This window comes from Dethiothermospora halolimnae, assembly GCF_037577855.1.
GTDB lineage: Bacteria > Bacillota > Clostridia > Tissierellales > VENL01 > Dethiothermospora > Dethiothermospora halolimnae.
The window spans coordinates 67,567-88,679 of sequence record NZ_JBAKFX010000005.1; the positions used below are offsets into that span (position 1 = coordinate 67,567).

Annotated in this window: 23 protein-coding genes; 4 read left to right on the forward strand and 19 right to left on the reverse strand. The window is 30.6% G+C overall.

The genetic code is table 11. The annotated features are described in order from the left end of the window. Positions 1-22 precede the first annotated feature (22 nt). Together V6137_RS03330 and recQ are read right to left on the reverse strand one after the other, a co-directional pair. A complete protein-coding gene (locus V6137_RS03330) occupies positions 23-499 on the reverse strand; it encodes an RpnC/YadD family protein (protein ID WP_425446458.1) in 477 nt (158 codons plus the stop codon). Beyond that, entirely contained in the window at positions 496-2,619 is a 2,124-nt protein-coding gene (gene recQ, locus V6137_RS03335) for a DNA helicase RecQ (protein ID WP_425446459.1), read from the reverse strand. The genes V6137_RS03330 and recQ overlap by 4 nt, the downstream gene beginning before the upstream one ends. A gap of 212 nt (positions 2,620-2,831) precedes the next feature. Here recQ and V6137_RS03340 point away from each other — a divergent pair, with 212 nt between their 5' ends. After that, positions 2,832-3,146: a hypothetical protein gene (locus V6137_RS03340; protein WP_425446460.1), complete on the forward strand. Its 315-nt coding sequence runs from the start codon at positions 2,832-2,834 to the stop codon at positions 3,144-3,146. A 276-nt stretch (positions 3,147-3,422) separates the two neighbouring features. On the opposite strand, the gene V6137_RS03345 is transcribed toward V6137_RS03340, so the two are convergent. The 5 genes from V6137_RS03345 to V6137_RS03365 all read right to left on the reverse strand — a co-directional run bounded on the left by V6137_RS03345 (position 3,423) and on the right by V6137_RS03365 (position 10,198). After that, positions 3,423-4,022, reverse strand: coding sequence for an indolepyruvate oxidoreductase subunit beta (locus tag V6137_RS03345; protein ID WP_425446461.1), 600 nt, complete (start codon positions 4,020-4,022; stop codon positions 3,423-3,425). Further along, the gene (locus tag V6137_RS03350; protein WP_425446462.1) at positions 4,012-5,832 is read right to left on the reverse strand and encodes a thiamine pyrophosphate-dependent enzyme; all 1,821 of its coding nucleotides are present in this window, start codon (positions 5,830-5,832) and stop codon (positions 4,012-4,014) included. The genes V6137_RS03345 and V6137_RS03350 overlap by 11 nt, the downstream gene beginning before the upstream one ends. Positions 5,833-6,058: 226 nt before the next feature. Further along, positions 6,059-7,168: a M20/M25/M40 family metallo-hydrolase gene (locus V6137_RS03355; protein ID WP_425446463.1), complete on the reverse strand. Its 1,110-nt coding sequence runs from the start codon at positions 7,166-7,168 to the stop codon at positions 6,059-6,061. Between the two features lie 127 nt (positions 7,169-7,295). Then, positions 7,296-8,252 carry a polyprenyl synthetase family protein gene (locus tag V6137_RS03360; protein ID WP_425446464.1) on the reverse strand — a complete coding sequence of 319 codons (957 nt, stop codon included), beginning with the start codon at positions 8,250-8,252 and terminating at the stop codon, positions 7,296-7,298. Between the two features lie 170 nt (positions 8,253-8,422). Further along, positions 8,423-10,198: an FAD-dependent oxidoreductase gene (locus tag V6137_RS03365; RefSeq protein WP_425446465.1), complete on the reverse strand. Its 1,776-nt coding sequence runs from the start codon at positions 10,196-10,198 to the stop codon at positions 8,423-8,425. 311 nt (positions 10,199-10,509) lie between these two features. On the opposite strand from V6137_RS03365, the gene V6137_RS03370 reads away from it, so the two are divergent. Beyond that, positions 10,510-11,559, forward strand: a complete 1,050-nt coding sequence (locus V6137_RS03370) for an FAD:protein FMN transferase (protein WP_425446466.1) — start codon at positions 10,510-10,512, stop codon at positions 11,557-11,559. Positions 11,560-11,889: 330 nt separating this feature from the next. On the opposite strand, the gene V6137_RS03375 is transcribed toward V6137_RS03370, so the two are convergent. Next, entirely contained in the window at positions 11,890-12,729 is an 840-nt protein-coding gene (locus tag V6137_RS03375) for a CvfB family protein (RefSeq protein WP_425446467.1), read from the reverse strand. 264 nt (positions 12,730-12,993) lie between these two features. On the opposite strand from V6137_RS03375, the gene V6137_RS03380 reads away from it, so the two are divergent. Together V6137_RS03380 and V6137_RS03385 are read left to right on the forward strand one after the other, a co-directional pair. Further along, complete coding sequence (locus V6137_RS03380) at positions 12,994-13,461, forward strand: C-GCAxxG-C-C family (seleno)protein (RefSeq protein WP_425446468.1); 468 nt, start codon at positions 12,994-12,996, stop codon at positions 13,459-13,461. 13 nt (positions 13,462-13,474) lie between these two features. Continuing rightward, a complete protein-coding gene (locus V6137_RS03385) occupies positions 13,475-14,413 on the forward strand; it encodes a TDT family transporter (RefSeq protein WP_425446469.1) in 939 nt (312 codons plus the stop codon). Between the two features lie 85 nt (positions 14,414-14,498). Here V6137_RS03385 and hutG read toward each other — a convergent pair whose 3' ends face one another. The 11 genes from hutG to V6137_RS03440 all read right to left on the reverse strand — a co-directional run bounded on the left by hutG (position 14,499) and on the right by V6137_RS03440 (position 21,015). After that, positions 14,499-15,512 carry a formimidoylglutamase gene (hutG, locus tag V6137_RS03390; RefSeq protein ID WP_425446470.1) on the reverse strand — a complete coding sequence of 338 codons (1,014 nt, stop codon included), beginning with the start codon at positions 15,510-15,512 and terminating at the stop codon, positions 14,499-14,501. A gap of 242 nt (positions 15,513-15,754) precedes the next feature. Further along, on the reverse strand, positions 15,755-16,081 hold the full coding sequence (locus V6137_RS03395) for a hypothetical protein (protein WP_425446471.1): 327 nt from the start codon (positions 16,079-16,081) through the stop codon (positions 15,755-15,757). A 151-nt stretch (positions 16,082-16,232) separates the two neighbouring features. Further along, complete coding sequence (locus V6137_RS03400) at positions 16,233-16,568, reverse strand: hypothetical protein (RefSeq protein ID WP_425446472.1); 336 nt, start codon at positions 16,566-16,568, stop codon at positions 16,233-16,235. A 276-nt stretch (positions 16,569-16,844) separates the two neighbouring features. Then, positions 16,845-17,588 carry an MBL fold metallo-hydrolase gene (locus tag V6137_RS03405; RefSeq protein WP_425446473.1) on the reverse strand — a complete coding sequence of 248 codons (744 nt, stop codon included), beginning with the start codon at positions 17,586-17,588 and terminating at the stop codon, positions 16,845-16,847. Between the two features lies 1 nt (position 17,589). Beyond that, a complete protein-coding gene (locus tag V6137_RS03410; RefSeq protein ID WP_425446474.1) occupies positions 17,590-17,766 on the reverse strand; it encodes a DUF6019 family protein in 177 nt (58 codons plus the stop codon). A gap of 50 nt (positions 17,767-17,816) precedes the next feature. Next, on the reverse strand, positions 17,817-18,455 hold the full coding sequence (locus tag V6137_RS03415; protein WP_425446475.1) for an SOS response-associated peptidase: 639 nt from the start codon (positions 18,453-18,455) through the stop codon (positions 17,817-17,819). Continuing rightward, on the reverse strand, positions 18,439-18,927 hold the full coding sequence (locus tag V6137_RS03420; RefSeq protein ID WP_425446476.1) for an AI-2E family transporter: 489 nt from the start codon (positions 18,925-18,927) through the stop codon (positions 18,439-18,441). The genes V6137_RS03415 and V6137_RS03420 overlap by 17 nt, the downstream gene beginning before the upstream one ends. A 251-nt stretch (positions 18,928-19,178) precedes the next feature. After that, entirely contained in the window at positions 19,179-19,388 is a 210-nt protein-coding gene (locus V6137_RS03425; protein WP_425446477.1) for a DUF1657 domain-containing protein, read from the reverse strand. Between the two features lie 59 nt (positions 19,389-19,447). Then, positions 19,448-20,140 (reverse strand): DUF421 domain-containing protein, encoded by a 693-nt coding sequence (locus V6137_RS03430; protein WP_425446478.1) that lies wholly within the window; start codon positions 20,138-20,140, stop codon positions 19,448-19,450. A gap of 11 nt (positions 20,141-20,151) precedes the next feature. Beyond that, positions 20,152-20,520: a hypothetical protein gene (locus V6137_RS03435; protein WP_425446479.1), complete on the reverse strand. Its 369-nt coding sequence runs from the start codon at positions 20,518-20,520 to the stop codon at positions 20,152-20,154. Positions 20,521-20,643: 123 nt separating this feature from the next. Next, positions 20,644-21,015: a L,D-transpeptidase gene (locus V6137_RS03440; protein ID WP_425446480.1), complete on the reverse strand. Its 372-nt coding sequence runs from the start codon at positions 21,013-21,015 to the stop codon at positions 20,644-20,646. Positions 21,016-21,113 lie beyond the last annotated feature (98 nt).

Genomic DNA, 21,113 nt, shown 5'->3' on the forward strand with positions numbered 1-21,113 from the left:
TGCATAGAAATAAGGTCTTTCCCTAATGTTTGCCTTTATCTATTTCTTGTTTTAATTTTAATATCTTTTCTTTTTTTAATTTTGTTAATTTTATTACCATATCTATCCCTAATCCTTCTATTAGCATTTGTCTTGCAACCTCAATTTTCCCCTTTTCCATACCTTCTTTCATACCTTCCTTCATACCTTCTTTTTTAATATTATCTAATGTTATTTCTAAATTATGAACCATTGTATCAACCTCCCTTTGACTAGACTTATCTAATATTTCGTCCACATTACTTCCCATGCTCTTATCTAATCTAGGTTTAATTATCTTTTTTATCCATTGCTTAAATACATCAAATTGTTCTGAACTTATTTTCTTTAGTATATATATTATCTTTTTTAATCTTCTTATTAATTCTTTTTGATTTATCTCTTGATCTAACAGAAATATTGACGATACTAAGTTTGAAATATTATATAGCTCTTCTTCTTCATATCTATCAACGATCAACTACTATAAATCCTTTTATAAAGAACCTTCTTTATATCCTCATAGGATATTTCATCGGGTAATTGCTCTTTAATGGGTTTTAAATATTCAGCTCCAACTTCATCTATAGCAGCTGATATCCGTTCTTCTAAGTCTTTATCTACCATACTAGACCAGTCAACCTCTTTATCTTCTTCATAACATTTAACTAAATGATTTAATATAGTGCCCTCCGTGACTTCCCTTTCATTTGCTATTTCTTCTAGAGACCTTCCTTCTTTATACATATTATAGGTTATAATATGGGTCTTTATTTTTCCACTATTATCACTACTTTTAATAGCTTTTACTTCGGTTTCAGCTCCTGTTCTATCCTTATAATCAGCTATTACTAAGATAAATCTATCTCCATAACTTTCTAATTTTTTATTTCCTACCCCTTTTATATTTACCATTTCTTCCTTTGTGGTTGGTAAGTATTTACACATATCCTTTAGTGTACTATCGGAAAATACAATATATGGAGGTACTCCATTTTTCGTTGATATTTCCATACGAAGTTCCCTTAATTCATTAAATAATTCTTCATGTACTATAATGTCCTCTTTTACAGTTTCCCTTTTCTGAACTTTTCTAAATACTTTTTCTTTACCTTTTAAAACATCTATTGATTTTGATGTTAATCTTACCACAGGGAATTTACTTTCAGTTAATTTTAAAAAATCCTCTGCCACTAAATATAATATTAATTGTTTAATTTCCTTTTCTGTTTTATCTTTTATAATTCCATATGTTGTTATTTTATCTAATCCGAAGTTTAATACTTTCTTATTTCTAGATCCTTTTAGTACTTGAGCCACAAGGGTTGTACCATATTTTTCTTCCATCCTATATACACAGGATAAAACCTTCTGGGCATCTATTGTTATATCTTCATACTCCCTATCATCTAAACAATTACTACAGTTGCCACATTTATCAATGGTTTCTATTTCTCCAAAGTACTCTAGTATCCTTTTTCTTAAACATTCGTTGGTATGGCAATAATCAACTAAATACTGAAGATTTCTATATAGTAGGGCTTCCCTATCTGGATTCATCTGATTTTGCTGGATTATATACTTTTGTTTCACAACATCCTGGGGGGAAAATAATACTATACAATCACTATCCTCTCCATCTCTACCTGCCCTTCCTGCTTCTTGGTAATAGGCTTCCATATTTTTAGGAATATTATAGTGAATAACAAACCTTACATTTGATTTATCTATTCCCATTCCAAAGGCATTTGTCGCTACCATAATTAGCTTTTTATCATACAAAAAGTCCTCTTGGGATTCTTGCCTTTCAGCACTTCCCATTCCACCATGATATATACCAGCTTTAAGACCATGTTCATTTAGATAGTGACATACTCCTTCTACTTCCTTTCTAGTGGAACAATAAATTATCCCAGATTTATCGTTTTTATTTTTTAAGTAGTCTATTAAGAATTTCTTTTTATCTATAGATCTTTCCACATGGAAATATAGATTTTCCCTATCAAAACCAGTTAAAATTTCCAGTGGATTGTCTAAGCTTAATAGCTCTTTGATATCAACTATTATTTCCTTTGTTGCTGTAGCTGTAAAAGCACCTACCACCGGTCTATTATTTAATCTATTTATAAACCTTGGTATTTCCTTATAGCTTGGCCTAAAATCATGTCCCCACTGGCTTATACAGTGGGCCTCATCTATGGCTACTAGGGGGATTTTTACCCTGTTACATAAACTTAAAAATTCCATTGAATTTAATCTCTCAGGGGCTACATATACTAACTTATATTTATTATTTTCTATGTCCGCTATTCTTTTACGTTGTTCGGCTACAGTAAGGGTACTGTTGATATAAGTAGCTTCTATACCCAGCTCTCCTAAAGAGTCAACTTGATCTTTCATAAGGGAAATAAGAGGAGATATAACTATAGTTACTCCATCCATAATAATAGATGGTATCTGATAACAGAGAGACTTACCTCCACTTGTGGGCATAATCCCTAGTACATCTTTATTATCTATTATTCCCTCTATTAACTCCTGTTGTCCCCTTCTAAAGCTTTCATATCCAAAATACTCTTTTAATATATTTAATGGATCCATAACAAAACCACCTTTTATCCTATAATTCAATTAATATCTACACATAATCTTATCATATATAGAAATATTGATAAAATATTTTATATTGAAACATAGGTTTTTAATGATTATATCCATTATTTTCTTATTTATAACTATTACTCTTTATTTACATCACATAATAGACAAGTTTGAATATAATGTATCGAGAATATATAAAGGGGTGATTATAAATGAGAGGATTCTTTTATCCATATACACCACCTCCTCCACCACCATTTAACCAACCTAATGATTTTAGAGATGGACCACCTGCTAGTCCACCTCCATCATTTACACCACAGCCATCTCCCTTTAGGGTAGATCCCGGTTCGATTAAACAATGTAGACGCAAATTCACATATATTTGGTTGTCAAATGGAGATGCCTTTTGGTTCTATCCTACATTTATAGGAAGGAGATCAATATCTGGATTTAGATGGACTGGATTTATGTGGGTATTTTATGGAACTGATTTAAGAAATATAACATCTTTTATTTGTTATTAGAGCAAAGACACCTTCAGCGTTTCTTTGTTCAGTACAGAGTATAAGGTGCAGAGAGCAGGGAGTTGGTTAGACTATAAATATATGTAGGGATTCAATATATTGAATCCCTTAGGTCTTCTTCTAGAAGACCTATTATGCCAAAAACTGTATTTCTAGGTAAGCTGGGGGATTGCGAATCCCCCAGCAACTAGATTTTACTATTGTAATATACTATATGGCTTTAAAATCGTCCTGAATATATTTAGGACCTACATATAAATTAATAGCTTGTGCTTATTAGCTATTAGTTTTCCCATAGTTATACCCCAAATCAAAGGCTTTCATATTCATTTCTACAGCTTTTTTAGGTACATTTTCCCTAATGGTTTCTTTCCATATATCAATAGATATAGGGGTTTTTTCTTCTTTTTCTAGGTACCTGGCTAAAATCCCCAATAGTATTACATTGGCTACTTGTTTTTTGCCTATTTTAATACCCTCTTCTATTGCATTTATAGCTATGGTATTGTATTTTGATTTGAATTCTTCAATTTCTTCATCTGGATATTTTACTTTTTCCTGTTGAACCAATACAGGATTAAACTTTTTTATATTCATAATAACAGTACCTGTATCTTTAAGCAGTTCCCGCCACCTATATGCCTCAAGGGGCTCCATACCGATTACTATATCTCCTTCATTTGGTTTTATGTTAGGAGAATAAACTTTTTCACCTATTCTTACATTTCCCCATACCATACCACCTCTTTGGGATAAACCAACTACATCATTGCTTTTTACATCATAGTTATCCATCATTGCTGCTTGGCAAATGATTTTGGTCATTAAAACTAATCCTTGACCTCCTACTCCCGATAGCATTATATTAGTTGTCAATATGATCACCGTCCCCATCTTTTGGTTTTGACTGTTTAATTGCATCCACCGGACAAACAGCAGCACATACTCCACATCCTACACACATATCACTATCTATTGAAGATTTTAACTTTTCTATTCCTTCATATTCCTTCATTTTAAGAGGTGGACAACCAGTTCTTATACAGGATCTACATCCTATACATATATTGGGATCAACATAATAATGGGGCTTTTCAAGTTTATACTTTAAGGCACAGGGGCCATTTACAACTATGACCGATAGTCCATCATATCCTATCTCCCCATCAATCAGCTTTTTAGCTTCTTTATATTCATATTGATTTATTTCTTTAACTCTATCAAAACCTATATTTTCTAAAAGGGTCTTTATACCAACTTTCATGTCATCCCCTTCATTATATAATCCAGAGCTTCCATTGTGTTGTCCCCCAGTCATGGCGGTGGTTCTATTATCAAGGACAACTATTGTTATATTTTCATCTTCCCCCTTTTGATGTAATAGATTTATAAAAGATGGAATTCCCGAGTGAAAAAATGTTCCATCTCCAATTACAGCTACAATTGGTTCTGTATTTCCATCTGCTTTCATTGCCTTACTAAGTCCCTTTGTTATTCCAATACTTGCTCCCATACTTATTATGGAATTGGATTTCTCAAAGGGAGGTAGCGCTGCCAGGGAATAGCATCCTATATCACCAACTATTAACTTAGTTTTGGCCTTTTTCAGAATATCAAATGTGGATCTATGGGGACATCCAGTACAAAATACAGGGTGTCTAACAACAGTTTCTGAATTTTTAATTTCCTCTATACTCTTATCTTTAATAACTTCAGCCTTAAATAAGCCTTCCTCTATATCCTTTAAATCTAACTCCCCTGTAAAGGAAAAGTATTTTTTACCTTCACATTTTATTCCCATTAATTTTAGTTCATTTTCAATAAAGGGCATCATTTCTTCCAAAACTATTATTTTATTAAATTTATCTGTTACTTCCTTTGCCTTTTTCGCAGAAATAGGATAGATAAGACCTAGTTTCCATATGCTTGCATCAATATCCAGTTCCTTTAGATTGTTATACATTAGTCCCGATGTTATTATCAGTGTATCGGTTCCATCCTTATTTTCTAGTCTATTTAAATCAGTGTCATAGGCATATTCTTCTAATTTCTCGATTCTTTCCTTTATAAAATATTGAGACCCTCTAGAATTAGCAGGTATCATACAAAACTTTTTCCAGTCCCTATCCATACCACTTTGCTTTATATCAACTCTATCTTCAACATTTACTATACTTCTGCTATGACACAATCTGCTGGTTATTCTAAGCATCATCGGAATGGACAGTTCTTCACTTACTTCAAAAGCTTTTTTAGTATAATCCTTTGCCTCTTGACTGTCTGAAGGGTCTAATATACCCATATTTGCAAATTTCCCCAAATATCTATTGTCCTGTTCATTTTGGGAACTAGCAAGTCCTGGATCATCTCCTGATACCAATAAAAAACCTCCATTTATTGGAGTTTCTGTAAAGGTCATAAGGGGGTCTAAAGCTATATTCATCCCCACATGCTTCATTGCAACCATGGATCTAGCACCATTAAAGGAACCTCCTATTGCTACCTCTAATGCCACCTTTTCATTTGTAGAAAACTCCGAATAAACATCTTCATAAGCCTTAGTATTTTCAATAATTCCCACTGTAGGAGAACCTGGATAACTTGTGGCTATAATTCCTCCAGCTTCATAAAAACCCCTTGATATAGCCTGATTTCCAGTTAAAACTTTATTTGTACTTTTATCCATATTATCACTCCAATTACTTTATAATATGTATCCCTATTTTGTATACCCATATTTTTCACATTTATTCTTTATTATTTGAAATTTTCTGATAAATAAAGCCAAAGGTGGCTTTGCCACTTCTTTGGCTGGTGCAGGGTGCAAAGAGCAGAGTAAAGGGAGTTGGTGACACCATAACTATATATAGGGCCTGAATATATTCAGCCCCTACAAAAAACTTTTAATTAATTTATATTGACTTTATTATTTCAAGTACCAACTTACTACTATCAACTAAATCCTTTATATATATGTGCTCTTCTAAAGTATGGGGCTTTCTTTCCCCTATTCCTAGGTTTACTGCCTTTACTCCATTTCCATTTAATATATTCGTATCACTGCCTCCACCTGTGGAATCGGTAAATGGCTTTATACCAGCATTATCACATGCTTTTTTCACAAGCTCTACTATTTCATCATTTTCATCTAATGAAAATGCTCCATACATTCTACTGGTTTCTATTTCAACCTGGGCATTAAACTCTTTAGCTGTATCTTTAAAACATTTAACCATATGTTCAGTTTGTTTATCTAATTTTTCATCACTTAAACTTCTGGCTTCTGCTTTAATTTTAACTTCCGGTGTAACTATATTTGTAGCAACTCCACCTTCTATTTTTCCTATATTTGCTGTGGTTTCTTCATCTATCCTAAGTAGTTTCATTTTACTTATAGCATGGGCTGCCACATTTATGGCACTTATTCCCTCTTCAGGACAAACACCTGCATGGGCAGGTTTTCCCAGTACCTTTACATCTATTTTATCTTGAGCTGGTCCCTTTATTATAATTTGTCCTGGGTCTCCGCCACTATCAAGAACAAATGCCTTTTTAGATTCTAACTTATCATATTCTAAGTTCTTAGCCCCAAATAGTCCACCTTCTTCATATATACTAAACACAATCTCTATTGGTCCATGGTCAATATCATTTTCTTTTATAACCTTCATCGCTTCCATTACAGCTGCAATACCTGCTTTATCATCTGATCCCAATACAGTTGTGCCATCGGAATATATTGCATCATCTTTTATAACTGGTTTTATTCCAACACTTGGTGATACAGTATCCATATGACAACTAAATAATATAGGTTCAACATCTTTATTACCATCTAACTTAGCTATTACATTTCCTGTATTACAACCAGCCTTTTCCCCTGCGTTGTCTATGTAAACTTCAAATCCTAAGCCCTCTAGCTCTTTAGTTATAAAATCTGCAAATTCTTTCTCACTCTTTGTTGGACTGTCTATTTTTACATATTTAATAAATTCATTAACTATCCTTTCACGATTTACCATAAAATCGCCCCTTTCTTATTTATTATTAACATCTATATCTTATTTATATCATATATACTAAAAAGAAGCGACTTTAGTCACTTCTTTGTTAATATATATTGGAGGATTTCAAATCCTAAACAAATAATTAATATTCTCTATTTAATAATTTATCTAAAATTTCCTTAAGAACTACTTTATTGTTATTCTCTGGAAGTTTATCTATTCTATCAAAAGCCCTATTTGTATATCTTTTAGCTAACTTTCTTGATTTCTCAATCCCTTCCGAACTTCTTACCTCTTCATATATTCTATCTATATCTTTATCCTCTAATTCTTTATTTTTTAAAAGTTTTAATAATTTATTATTATTTTTAAACTCATATATAAGGGGTAAAGTATAATATCCTTGCTTTAAATCATTCCTTGTATCTTTTCCAACTGTTTCTGCCGAACCACTATAATCTAAAATATCATCTATAATTTGAAAAGCCATACCTATATCATAGCCTATTTTCCCTAATAATTTACATAATCTTTCATCGCAATTGGATTCCCTGGCTCCAATATAGAAGCTAAGGGAAAATAATGCTGCTGTTTTTCCTGATATAATTTTTAAATATTCTTTTAGTGATACCTTAGTACTCCTTCTAGCATAGTGTTGCCTCATCTCTCCTAGACATATTTTTGAAATAACTTTAGATATTCTACTCATATCCTCCATATTAAAATCCTTAGAGAGCATCATAAAACATTTACAAAATAAATAGTCTCCCATATATACAGCAAAATCTTTTCCATATTTAGACTGAATAGAAATCTGTCCTCTTCTTAAATGTGAGTCATCAATAATATCATCATGTATTAAAGTAGCTGTATGGAGCATTTCCATTATGGCCCCTAGATTTTTTAATCTATCGGCTTTATATTCTCCAAACTTTCCAGCCATCAATAAAAAGGCTGGTCTTAACATTTTCCCCCCTGATTCCACAACGGGAGATAATGGTTCATTTATAACCTTCTCTTTTGTATTATCCTTTATAATTTTCTTTATGTCCTCTAGCTCGCTATTGATTTCAGGATAATGCTCCCAAAACTTAGTCATATCATCACCCTAATCTAAATATTTTCATTTGTTATCTAATAAATAAGATAGCTAGTTATTAATTATATCATATATTTTATATAAAAATCAGCTGAGGGATTACAAATCCCCCAGCAATTAAATAAGTTGGAGGATTGTAATCCTCCAACATTAATCAACAATATTCATTATTAGTCTATATATACATAAAATTTCCTAGCCAACTTAGTCTTATTCCATTTCTCCTTAATCCATGGCATTACATAATAGTCCAGTCCAAAGGTTCTTCCTGCTCCTCCTATTAAGGCAATACTTGAGAATGAATACCATAATATACTGGCATCAGCCATAGCTGAAATTATAAAGTTAAATGTTAAGAATAAAGAAACTATTGCTGATATCATTGTAAATAATCCTGCTATTAAAGCAAGTCCTATTGCTACCTCTGTTATAACTACCATAGCCTGCATTGGATAGGCAACCTTTTCAACAAATGTATCCATAAACCACTGATATATAGCCGGTGGACTACTTAATAAAGGTTCCACTGCATTAGCTGCAGCATCGGCCGTTTCACTTGCCCCGGATACTTCTGTTTGTATTATAAATATATTACCGGGATCTAGCCATCCATCTTGAATCTTTTTAATACCTTCTATTAGCCAGTGGGCACCTAAGAATACCCTAAGGGGCACTAACCAGAAGTTAGGAGTATTGTATGAAAAATGTTCTCCCAATAATGAGCGCTTTTCTTTTATATGGAATATCTCATGCATTAAATAGGACCAAATTAAATTAAATCCTCCAACACCAAATAAATAGTGTAGATTTACCAAGTGCTTTACTGCCATAGCAAAGAATCCAGAGAGTTTCATTCCTCCCACTGATGCAACGGCATATCTTGATCCTATTGAAACCATTAAGCCATGATAATTGGATTTGTGGGCTATTTTTGACTTTCCATCTATATCATTTTTAATGTTTTCCACTGCTGTTTCTGCTGTTTGTAATGCTGTCTCAACAATCTGGGGTAGCTTATTAGAATTATCTTCATAATCTACATTATCTCCAACTACATATACATTTTTATGATCTACCGTTTGCATATGTTCATTAGTTACTATTCTACCTCCAACTCCTAAAGTAAGCCCTAGTTCTTTAGTAAATTTATTGGCTTGTACACCTGCGGACCAAATTAAAGTTTTACAATTAACTTTTTCATTATCTTTCATAATAACATAATCTTTACTCACTTGTGAAATAGGACACTTTGTATATATCTCAACACCTAACTTTCTAAGTCTTTTTTCAGCCTTCCTTATTAATTTTTCTTCTAATATGGGAAGTATTTTAGGAGACATATCTGCTATAATCAACCTTACTTCACTTTTACTTATGTTATAGTCTTTACAAAGTTTATTTTTCCACTCTGCTATTTCACCTATAGTCTCTACTCCAGTAAATCCAGCCCCCGCTACCATAAACGTAAGCATTTTTCTTCTTTTGTCTTTATTATTTTCGACACTTGCTTTCTCAAACATTGTTTCTATATGCTCTCTTATTCTAATTGCGTCTTCATATGACCAAATGGTAAAACTATTTTCTTTAGCACCTGAGATGTTATAAAATGCCGGTTCACTTCCCGATCCGATTATTAAGTAATCGTAATCATATCTATTATTTGGGGAATTTAAAGTATTTTTCTCAAAATCAATTTCAGTAATCTCATCTAACTTAACCTTTACCTTAGATTTACCAAATATTTTCTCAAGATTTACCTTAACACTATCCCTTTCTACCCTTCCCCCTGCAACCTCATGGAGTTCAGTTAAAAGTGTGTGATAGGGCTGTTTATTTATTAATGTTATTTCTAGATTATCATCCTTTTTAAACTTCCTATTTAGAAGTTTAGCAGCATGAACTCCACCATAACCAGCACCTAAAATACAAATCTTCTTGGTACCCATTAATATTCCTCCTCATTTAATAATGAACTTATTTCGAATTACTAACTATATTGACATAATTATATCATATTCGACCATGTTTTTAAATAACTTTGCCCTATTTACATTTTTTACTTTTTTATTTTTGAAATCACTGGGTATAATAATTTAATTATACCCCTCTAGGTATCCCTTTAACATTTTAATAAATTTTTTAACAATAAAAAACTTTAGGGGTTCTCCTAAAGCCTTTATAGTTTTATTTTTTGCCTTATTCAGTTATAATATATTATATAATATATACAAAATACTTTAATATTCGGAGGATTTTTATGTTATCTAAAAAAATTAAATACATCTCTTTATTTATTATGATTATTTTATCTGTTAACATCTTATATGGTTGTAACACAAGTAATAACAAAAATACCCCGATTTCCAAAACTAATTTCTATCTAGATACAGTTATCACTATTAAACTTTATGATAATGTAGATGATACTATATTTAATAAAGTTTTTGACAGAATAGAAGAAATAGAAAATAAAATGACTATAAATAAAAATACCAGTGAAGTTATAGACATAAATTCTAATTCTGGAGAAAATTTCGTAAAAGTATCTAGAGATACTTTTAACGTTATTGAAAAGTCATTATATTATTCTGAATTATCAAAGGGATATTTTGATATAACCGTAGGACCAATAGTTAAACTTTGGAATATTGGAAGTGATGATGCCAGAGTTCCAACTAAAGATGAAATAAAAGCTACCTTACCTAAAGTGGATTATAAAAAAATATTAATAAATAAAGACACTAAAGAAGTTATGCTTAAAGATAAGGGCATGGTAATAGATCTAGGTGGCATAGCAAAGGGTTATGTTGCCGATGAAGTAAAAAATTTATTGGTAGATAATGGTGTGGAGCATGGAATTATAAACCTTGGAGGTAATGTTTATACACTTGGAACTAAGGTAGACGGTTCAAAATGGAAGATCGGAATTCAAAATCCGTTAGAAACCAGGGGAGCCTATATAGGTACTGTAAGTGTATCAAATAAATCAATAGTTACTTCTGGGATATACGAAAGATTTTTTGAAAAAGATGGCAAGAGATATCATCATATACTTAGCCCATTTACTGGATACCCCGTTAATAATAATCTATCTGGAGTATCTATAATTTCTGATAAGTCAATAGATGGTGATGCCCTATCCACTTCTATATTCTCTATTGGTCTTAAAGAGGGTAAAAAAATTATCGAAAACTTAGATGGTGTTGATGCCATATTTATAACAAAGGATAAAAAAATATCTATAACAAGTGGACTAAAAGATAATTTTGAGTTAGTTAATAATAGTTTCGAATTTATAAGTGATTAATCAATACTTAGTTAAAATATTATGTCTATATATACTTTTAAATTTAAATATTTTATTTTGAAAAATTGGACTGGGTATCTCCATCCCAGTTTATTTATAGAGTATATTTAGACAAAGTAAGCAAAAATGGTAGTCATCCCGCAGGATTTGTGAAAATATAGAAAAAGGGAGAAAATCGCTTGAATTCCACTGTTTGAACGTAGTGAGTTTGGAATTCTATTTTCGACCGTTTCTATATATTTTCCAAATCCGAGGACTGACGGACATTTTTGCTTACTTTGTCAATACTTAAAGACTAGACATGCCCAGTCCCTATATATTTTTTAAATTTTACTTCTTAAGCCTTATACCCTTTCTAGTAAACTCTATTACCCTTCTTTTTAATAGTCTCCCTACCGCTCTTTTAAAAGCACTTTTACTCATTCTCAGTTCTTTTCTAATTTTATCTGGAGAGCTATTGTCATTTAATGGAAGTTCTCCTCCATTTTTAACAAGATTATCTAAAATCACCTTAGCGTCTTTATCTATTATTTTATATGCCTTTTCTGTTAGACTTAAATTTAATTTTCCATCTTTTCTAACTTTAACTACTCTACCCTCTACTTCATCTCCTATTTTCAAGTCATCTTCTACTTCCCATTTAGGTATTAATCCATGATATTTATTATCAACGGCTACAAATGTTCCTAAATCATGATTTCTACCATATATTATCCCTTTAACCACGTCATTTTCCTTATATGGTGAATCACTAGTTAAATGTTTATAAATATCCATAGTAGCACACAGCCTACTAGTTTTGTCTACATATAATGTTACTAGACATCTTCTCCCTGGTTTAATTCTTCCTTTTTGTTCTCTAAATGGTAAAAATAAATCTTTATCTAAACCCCAATCTAAAAATGCACCTATTCTTGTTGTATCACTTACTTTAAGGGAGCCTATATCCCCTACCATTAGCTTAGGCTTCTTGGTGGTAGCTATTATCCTATCCTTCGAGTCCTTATATATAAATACCTCTATTTCATCTCCAATATCAATATTTGATGGCACTTCTTTTTTAGGTAATAAAATATTACCTGTTTTCTTGTTCCCTTCTTCATTTAAATAAATTCCTTGAGAAGCTTTTTTTATAACCTTTAGCTTTTGCATCTTTCCTAGTTTTATCATAATACTCTCCTTTTCAACTATAGTATATGTACATGTTAATTATAATTTTATCATATCTTATAACATAGTACAGTTATTTATACATTAATATGGTACTTTTTAATAATTTGTTATTATTTAAATTGAGTTTTCTTTAAATACTATTACATTTATTTACTATAGACTATTTTTATCATTTTTAAAAGTCTATTAATAAAATCTATTTCTATATTTTTAAAAAGTGTGTTATAAATTAGATAAGTGCGAAAAAAAGGAGGAATTATGTTGAAAAAAGAAGTGAGTATAAAAAAAATTAGACGTGATGCAGAGGAAGCTTTTAGAAGAGGTGACTTCTACTGTTCAGAGGCGATAGTCAGCTCGATAAAGAATAACTTTGAACTTGATATGCCCGATGAAATGATAGCAATGGCATCTGGCTTTCCAGTAGGTATAGGTAAATCAAAGTGTGTCTGCGGTGCTGTATCCGGAGGAATAATATCAATTGGTTATTTCTTTGGTAGAACTAAAGGGGGGGACCCAAAGGTTCAAAAGACTTTAGAATTAGCTAATGAATTACAGCAAAGTTTTAAAGATAATCACAACGGTGTTTTATGTTGTAAGATTCATACTAAAGGTATGGACATGGGATCAGGAGAGCACAAATCTCAATGTATATCATTCACTGGTGAAATAGCACAAAAAGCAGCAGAAATAATAGTTAGAGAACTAGACCTTGTAAATACAGATGAATAACGGAGGTTTAAAAATGGGAAATATAATTAAAAAAGTTCCAGTACCTATAGCTGGTCTAATGCTGGCTTTAGCTGCTACTGGTAATTTGGTGCTATCCTATGGATCTATTTACAGAAATATATTTGGAGTTTTATCTGCTATAATAGCATTACTTCTTATAGCTAAGATATTTACTGACTTTAAATCCATTTCAAAGGCTTTGACTAATCCTGTTATGGCCAGTGTAGCCCCAACTTTTTCTATGGGTATAATGATTTTATCTACCTATATTAAACCCTATTCTGTAGTTGTTGGAAAGAGTGTTTGGGTTTTAGGATTAATAATTCATTGCTTCCTTATACTTATGTTTACAAGAAAGTTTATATTTAAATTTAATATTAACAAAGTATTTGCAAGTTATTTTGTAGTTTATGTGGGTATTGTAGTAGGTAGTGTTACTGCTCCAGCATATGGTTTATTTGCTATAGGAAAGTCTCTTTTTTGGTTTGGTTTTATATCCTATTTAATCTTACTTCCTATAGTTCTTTATAGAGTTTTAGTTATTAAAGGTATAAAGGAACCTGTCATTCCAACTATAACCATAATAGCTGCCCCTGCAAGTCTTTGTTTAGCAGGCTATATGAGTTCATTCGGGAATAAGAATATGCTTATGGTTAATTTTCTAACAGTTTTAGCTTTGATTATGACCTTTTCTGTTTTATTATATATGCCTAAAATGTTAAAGTTAAAATTCTATCCCAGTTATTCCGCTTTTACATTTCCATTTGTAATCAGTGCCATTGCAATAAAAAAAACAAATGCTTTTTTAAATAGTAGTGGTAACGGAATTGGAATATTAAAGTATATTGTGAAATTTGAAGAATTATTTACTGTTTTTATTGTTTTATATGTTTTAATAAGATACACAAAATTTCTACTTAGTAGTCCTAAAGAAAAATTAAAAGTAAACTAATAAAACCAAGGAAATTAAAATTTCCTTGGTTTTATTAGTTTCAGCTATCTGAGAATATTAGCATCCCACTATTTAATTTATTAAATTAAACATATAGGTTATGATTTTTAGTTATTGCATTTATTGTATTAAATATTATTATTGATGCCAACTTTGATGTTGTATGATCTTGATCAAATCTAGGAGATACCTCCGCTATATCGAAACTTATGACTTTACCAGACCTTAAGATATATTTTAAAAACTTTAAAACCTTATCTGGTTCTAATCCCAATGGCTCTATTGCACTTACACCAGGAGCAAATACTGAGGAAAAAACATCTGAACATATTGTCACATAAAGATGCTCCTGCTTCTTTATAAAATAATCTAATTTTTCTAATATGGTAAAATCATTACTTCCTACCACATCCTCTGCCAGTATATACTGAACATCTAATTTATTTGCCGTATTAAATAAATCAACCGTATTGCTATGGGGTTGGACACCAAAGCAAAAGTAAGAGTAATTTAGTTCCCGCTCCTTACATATATCTGCAATCTGTCTAAACATAGTCCCTGAATTGCCCCCTTTAGGATAGGGTCTTAAATCAAAGTGGGCATCAAAATTTATTATACCGATGTTAGGCCTGTTATTTTCTTTACTTAAATAATTTAATATTCCATTATAATGTCCAAAGGCAATTTCATGGCCCCCGCCTAAGACAATTGGAAAAAGATTTAAACTTAAAACTTTATCCACTGCCTTAGAAAGAAGTTCTTGACTCTCTTCTAAAGTACAATCTTCACATATTATATCGCCTGCATCATATAACTTAACATCCTTTGTAAAGCTACAAGGTAAATTAGCTAATTTCTTCCTTATATTTGTAGGGGCTTCTATTGCTCCTGTTCTGCCTTTATTAAATTTAACACCTTTGTCACAGCAAAATCCCATAATAGCGAATCCTAATTTACCAGTATCTACCTCTAAACCTTCCTTAGTTAAATCTATTTTTTTAACCCATTGATGCCACCTAAAGGCTTCAAAATTTGATTCACTGTCAATTCTTCCTTGCCAAATTGTCTCATCTATTGGTCTATAATTTTTAGTAAACATCTAATCCCTAATAACCTCCTATTTTATAGTACTTATTTTATTAATAACTCCAATAGTAACACTAAATCATATCGATATTCTTGTCAATACTATTAATAGATTTATAGAATAGTTTTTTATAAAACAAAGGCGACTTTGTTCTATGCAGAGTGCACGGTAGAAAGAGCAGGGAGCTGGTGAGATAATAAATATATGTAGGGACTGAATATATTCAGTCCCTACATATATCTCATATAATTTTTTTATTTAATATATTCCCAAATTCCATTTTCACCATTTGATATACCCATATTTACTTTTTTAACTAAATTTTCTGATTCAAGTTCCTTTAATAACTCATTAACATATTTAACTTTTTTATTAGAAAAAATACTTTTATGTATATTATAAGTGGATGATGTTTTATCACTATCTATTATAAATTCCACAACTTTTATCTTATCTATTTGTCTTCTTCTATAAAAATAGAACTTAATTATAGATATAAAAAATAATCCTCCCAATATTATACCTATGTAGAGAAATATTCTAGCCAAATATTCCATATTAATCACTCCATTTTCTATCACTTATTATAATATTATCATGTTTTTTATCTATCCACAATAATTGTATACGATAGTGTATTCCTAATCTAAATTCTAAATAAATGATAATCTTATCTAACATAGATTACCATTTATTTTAGTATTAAGTTCTTGTCCAAATAATATATTCCTATTAAAATCTACCTACTATGGCTTTAACAACTTCATCAAAGGGCATGGTTCCTATTTGATCCATCATTTTTTCCAACTCTGTCTTTTGTTTCAATGAACCTGTAAGGACAATCTGAATTTCCTGTCTTGCATCCACCAATAATGAATCCACTGTTAAAGCTCCTGATAAAAGTCCAGCTATAACTAATAGGTTTGAAGCAGATAAATTTATACAAGATTTTTTCTTAGATCCATCTTTATTATCTTTTTTATTATCTAAATTATCTATGTCTTCAGATAAACCTAACTGTTTTATTAAACGCTTTGCCAATGAATCAATATGATTATCTGAGCCCACTATACCCCCTCCAAAGCCACTTTTAATAAATGTCATCTTCAATCAATACTATCCAATAATTATTGGTTCATCCGCTGTTCCCTCTGTTTGTGCCAATCCCAATACAAATATAATAAACAACATAGATGATATAACTAACAGAACATCTCGACTATTTATTCCCGCCATTAGTATCCCTCCTAAAATCATATAAAACACTAGATACTAGGTATTTCTCTACACTCTATTATATTATTCAAAAGATTATTTCGTGCTGAAAAGTTAAAACAAAGATATTCATTTAGTAGTAAAACTAATTTCTTTGCCTACATGAGTAATATCAGCAATCTGAGTGGATCTTTCTCCTATTTTATTTATAAGTTTATTACATATGTTAAAATCATCTCCAAAATGCATAGGAACCATTAGTTTAGGCTTTATCTCCTCTATAAAATGTTCTGCTGCTAAATAATAAAATTCCTCAAGCCTTGGATCCACAGGAACAAAGGCAATATCTATATTGTTCTCCATAACCTTGTTTATTTCATTTTTGTAATCCCTTTCCTCTACTTCTAATTCTTCTTTAGAGAAACTTTTCCAATGCCACCAGTTTAAATCCCCTGAATGGAATATGTTAAGTCCATCTACTTTAACTAAAAAAGAAACCCCTTTATCCGTTGACCCATATGTTTTAATTTCTATTTCATCTATTTTAGTTATCTCATATGGATTCATATATTTATATTTGTTACTATCTACTTCGTCTTTTATATCATTACTTAAAATATATCTTATATTGGGATTTGTTTCTTTCCATTTAAATATAATAGGATTATAGTGGTCACTATGACTGTGGGTCACAAAAACAAAAATATTTTTATCAGTTTTAAGTTTTTCTCCAGATACCACACCATTCTCTAAAGTCCTTTTTTTAACATCGGGTTTATCATCATAATAATCAAATATTAAAATATTTTCTTTGGTTTCAATTAAAAAACTACTATGACCTAAATGAACTATATTAACTTTATTTTCCTCCATATTACTCCTCCCTTGTCCTTTTAACATAAGTTTCTATTGTTTTTCCAAGTTCCACCATAAATTCATCCATTATGTCTTCCTTTGCTTCTTTAATGCCGTTTTTAACAGCATATTTAATTATCACATATAAAATAAATAATCCTATTATCCATAAGATTAAAGCAAATAATGCTGGCATAAAATCTCCCCTTCTTTATCTTTTTAATATTTATAATGTTATAGCTAATTTTAAAAGAGTTTTAATTGTTCACTATCTTGTCTGTTTAAAACTAATCCTTTTTCCCAAGGTTTTAATAGTTTCTTTAGTTTAGCTAAATCCTGAATGCTATTATCAAGCCAGATATCTTCATTATTTTTATCTATGATTACTGGCATTCTACTATGTATATCCTTCATAGCTTCATTTGACGATGTAGTCAATATGACAAACGAGTCAAATCTCTCTCCAGCTTTGTTTATAAAACTATTATATATACCTGCCATAGAAAAGATATCTTTATTTCTTAATGAAATCTTATATTTTACTTTTTCTCCATCGACATTTTTCCATTCAAAAAAACTATTTGCTGGTATTAAACATCTTTTGGTCTTAAAGGCATCTTTGAAACTGGATTTAATATCAACACTTTCACTTCTTGCATTTATCAATAATTTATTTGTAAAAGAAGGTTTAAAACCCCATTTTAGCATTTTAAATTTTTTATTATCTTCTCTTAAAATCACAGGTGCCTCATTAGATGGAAAAACTTCAGTTTTGGGATAAAAAGATAATACTGTTTTAGGTATATCATATCTAAAAAGTATTGATTCTAATTTAACATTTAACTGATATCTTCCACACATATTATTTTCACCTTCTTTCTTCATTGCCCCAGTTATTTTTAACCTTATATATTGAATTTATAATAATAGCTATTATAGGAGCCATTATTATCCCTAAAGGTCCTAATATTATAGATCCCAAGACAGTTATACCAAAGGTATAAAGAGGACGTATCCCTATTTGATCTCCTGTGATTTTAGGTTCTATTATTTGTCTAAAAATAGTTAATCCCACATAAAGTATAGCTATATTAAGTCCCATATCTCCATTTCCAAATATAAAACTAATAATAGACCAAGGTATCATAATAATGCCACTTCCTACAACTGGGATTATATCAATTATTGATATTCCTAGAGCTACCAATATAGGCAGTGGTACTCCTATAACTATAAAACCCATCGTAAGTATTCCAAAGGTTATTGCCATCAATATTAGTTGAGACTTAATGTACCCTCTAATACCTTTTCTAGCATCAATGAATATTTCATTTATAAATCTGGTTATATTGTTCAATATACCCCTCCTTTTACTCTAAACTACACTTTAACCTATATAATTATATTATACATCAATTAATAGTAACTATTATCTAAATCTTAACAAGAATTTAACCTTAAATAAACCCAATTATAATCTTTAAATTATGCTATAGAAAAGTAATTGATTTAAGTATTATTTAAAATAAAAAATATCTGTATTTTAAAATACAGATATTTTTCACCTCATATGTATGTTTTTATAAATACTAATTTTTGGACATTATTCTATTGGGGCTGGTTATATTGGGGCTCTTCGCTTTTGACATAATTAACTCTATTTTGCAACATCTGAGCCATATTTTCTGCATTTGTAGAAAGCATATTAAACATTTGCTTTGCATTCTGGTCGTTAGTATCCATTGAAAATGTTTTTAAGTCTGCCGATAACCCTTTAGCACTTGCTAGGGCCTTTTCTAACTTATTTATTGTAGTCATAATAACATCTCTCCTTTTATTAGTTTTCAAAAATAGTATCTACAATATTTACAAAAATATTAGAATATATTAGGGGTTTCCATTTCCCTATTTTTTACATTTACAAATAATTGCCCTGAAGAATCATATTGAGCCAGTAGAACTTCATTGAAGTCCCCTACTTGAAAAGCTTTAAGTTGATTTAATAACCACTTCCTATCCTTTTTGAGAAAGTTAAGATTTTTATTATCTACTTCTCCATCTATAATAAGGGGAAAACTCAAGTTTACAGGTGCAGTAGGTATTCCCATTTCCTTAGGTGTAATAGGACTTGCTTGAGATTTAGGTATAACCGACATCTTACCACTGGGTTCTATTATTGCATACTTAATATCTGATAAATTTTGATATCCTTTTATTCTAAGTTCTGACATCAAAAGAGGTAAATTCATACGAGCTTTTTTTAATTCCTTTTCTATTATTTTCCCTTCCACAACAACTATTGCAGGTTTTGTATCTATGTTATAAAAAAATTTTTTAAGGGATAAATGTCCTATTCCTAAAGTGCATATTACCAAAGCAAACACCCCTACCGTAGCCTTAGATGATATCTTATAAACTAAAGGTTCCGCTGCAACTGTTGTTAACAACATTATTGCTGCTAAATCATAAGATGTCATTTCTGCTATGGACTTTTTGCCTATAAGTCTTACTCCTGTCCATGTTACTACTAACATAATAATACACCTTAATATGTATATCAGTATTTCCACAATATCCCTCCTTAGGGCTCTGGAACAAGTTTCTTAGTGTTTTTCCATAGATCTTGAGCTGCTAATATATGACTTAAAGTCGTGTCCATTTGTTTGCCCTTAGCTCCTCCAATTATATAACTCAGATGATTTTCAAAAACTGCAAACTCTGCTTCAGCAAAGTTAAGCATTACCAAATATTTCTGTTTATTCCAAGACTTTTCAATATTCCTAGTTACATCTAAAACCTTATCCCAATTCTCACCTTCTGTATATTTTTTTGCCATTTCTAATTGCTCCATTATATTATTATTAAAGGCAAAATTCGTAGCTATAAAGTACCCTAAAAATAAAAATATAATAAAGGTTAGTAGTAAAATATTTATAACATTGTTTTTCATGACATCACCTTTTCCTAGCAATATAACTTTATTATAACTAGCTAAAGTAAAAGATATACATAGGATATATAGAGCATATAACTAATAAATAACCCCTTTAAAACTTAAAGGGTTATTTATTAGTTATATAATTTTCACAGTGGTTCCTATAGGTACTATACTATAAAGTTCTATTACATCTTCATTATACATTCGAACACATCCACCTGACACAGCTTTTCCTATGGAAGAAGGATTATTAGTCCCGTGTATACCGTAGTGAGGTTTAAACTGCATCCATCTTGCCCCAAAAGGGCCCCCAGGATTTATACTCTTCACTGTAATCTTAAATGTCCCCCTCGGCGTAGGTGTAGATGGTTTTCCTACTGCTATAGGGTATGATTTGTACCACTGACCATTTTTATATAATGTAAGGGTTCTTGCTGCTCTATTTACTGTAATACTATAATTCTCCTGTGGCATATATAAATAGTACATATATGGATTTATATACATCTTATCACTCCTAACTCTTTATACTGTATAATATTGTATTTAAAACCTTATAGGGAATTAAAAATTTATAAAAATCCATATATTGTTGGCTTTTGTCT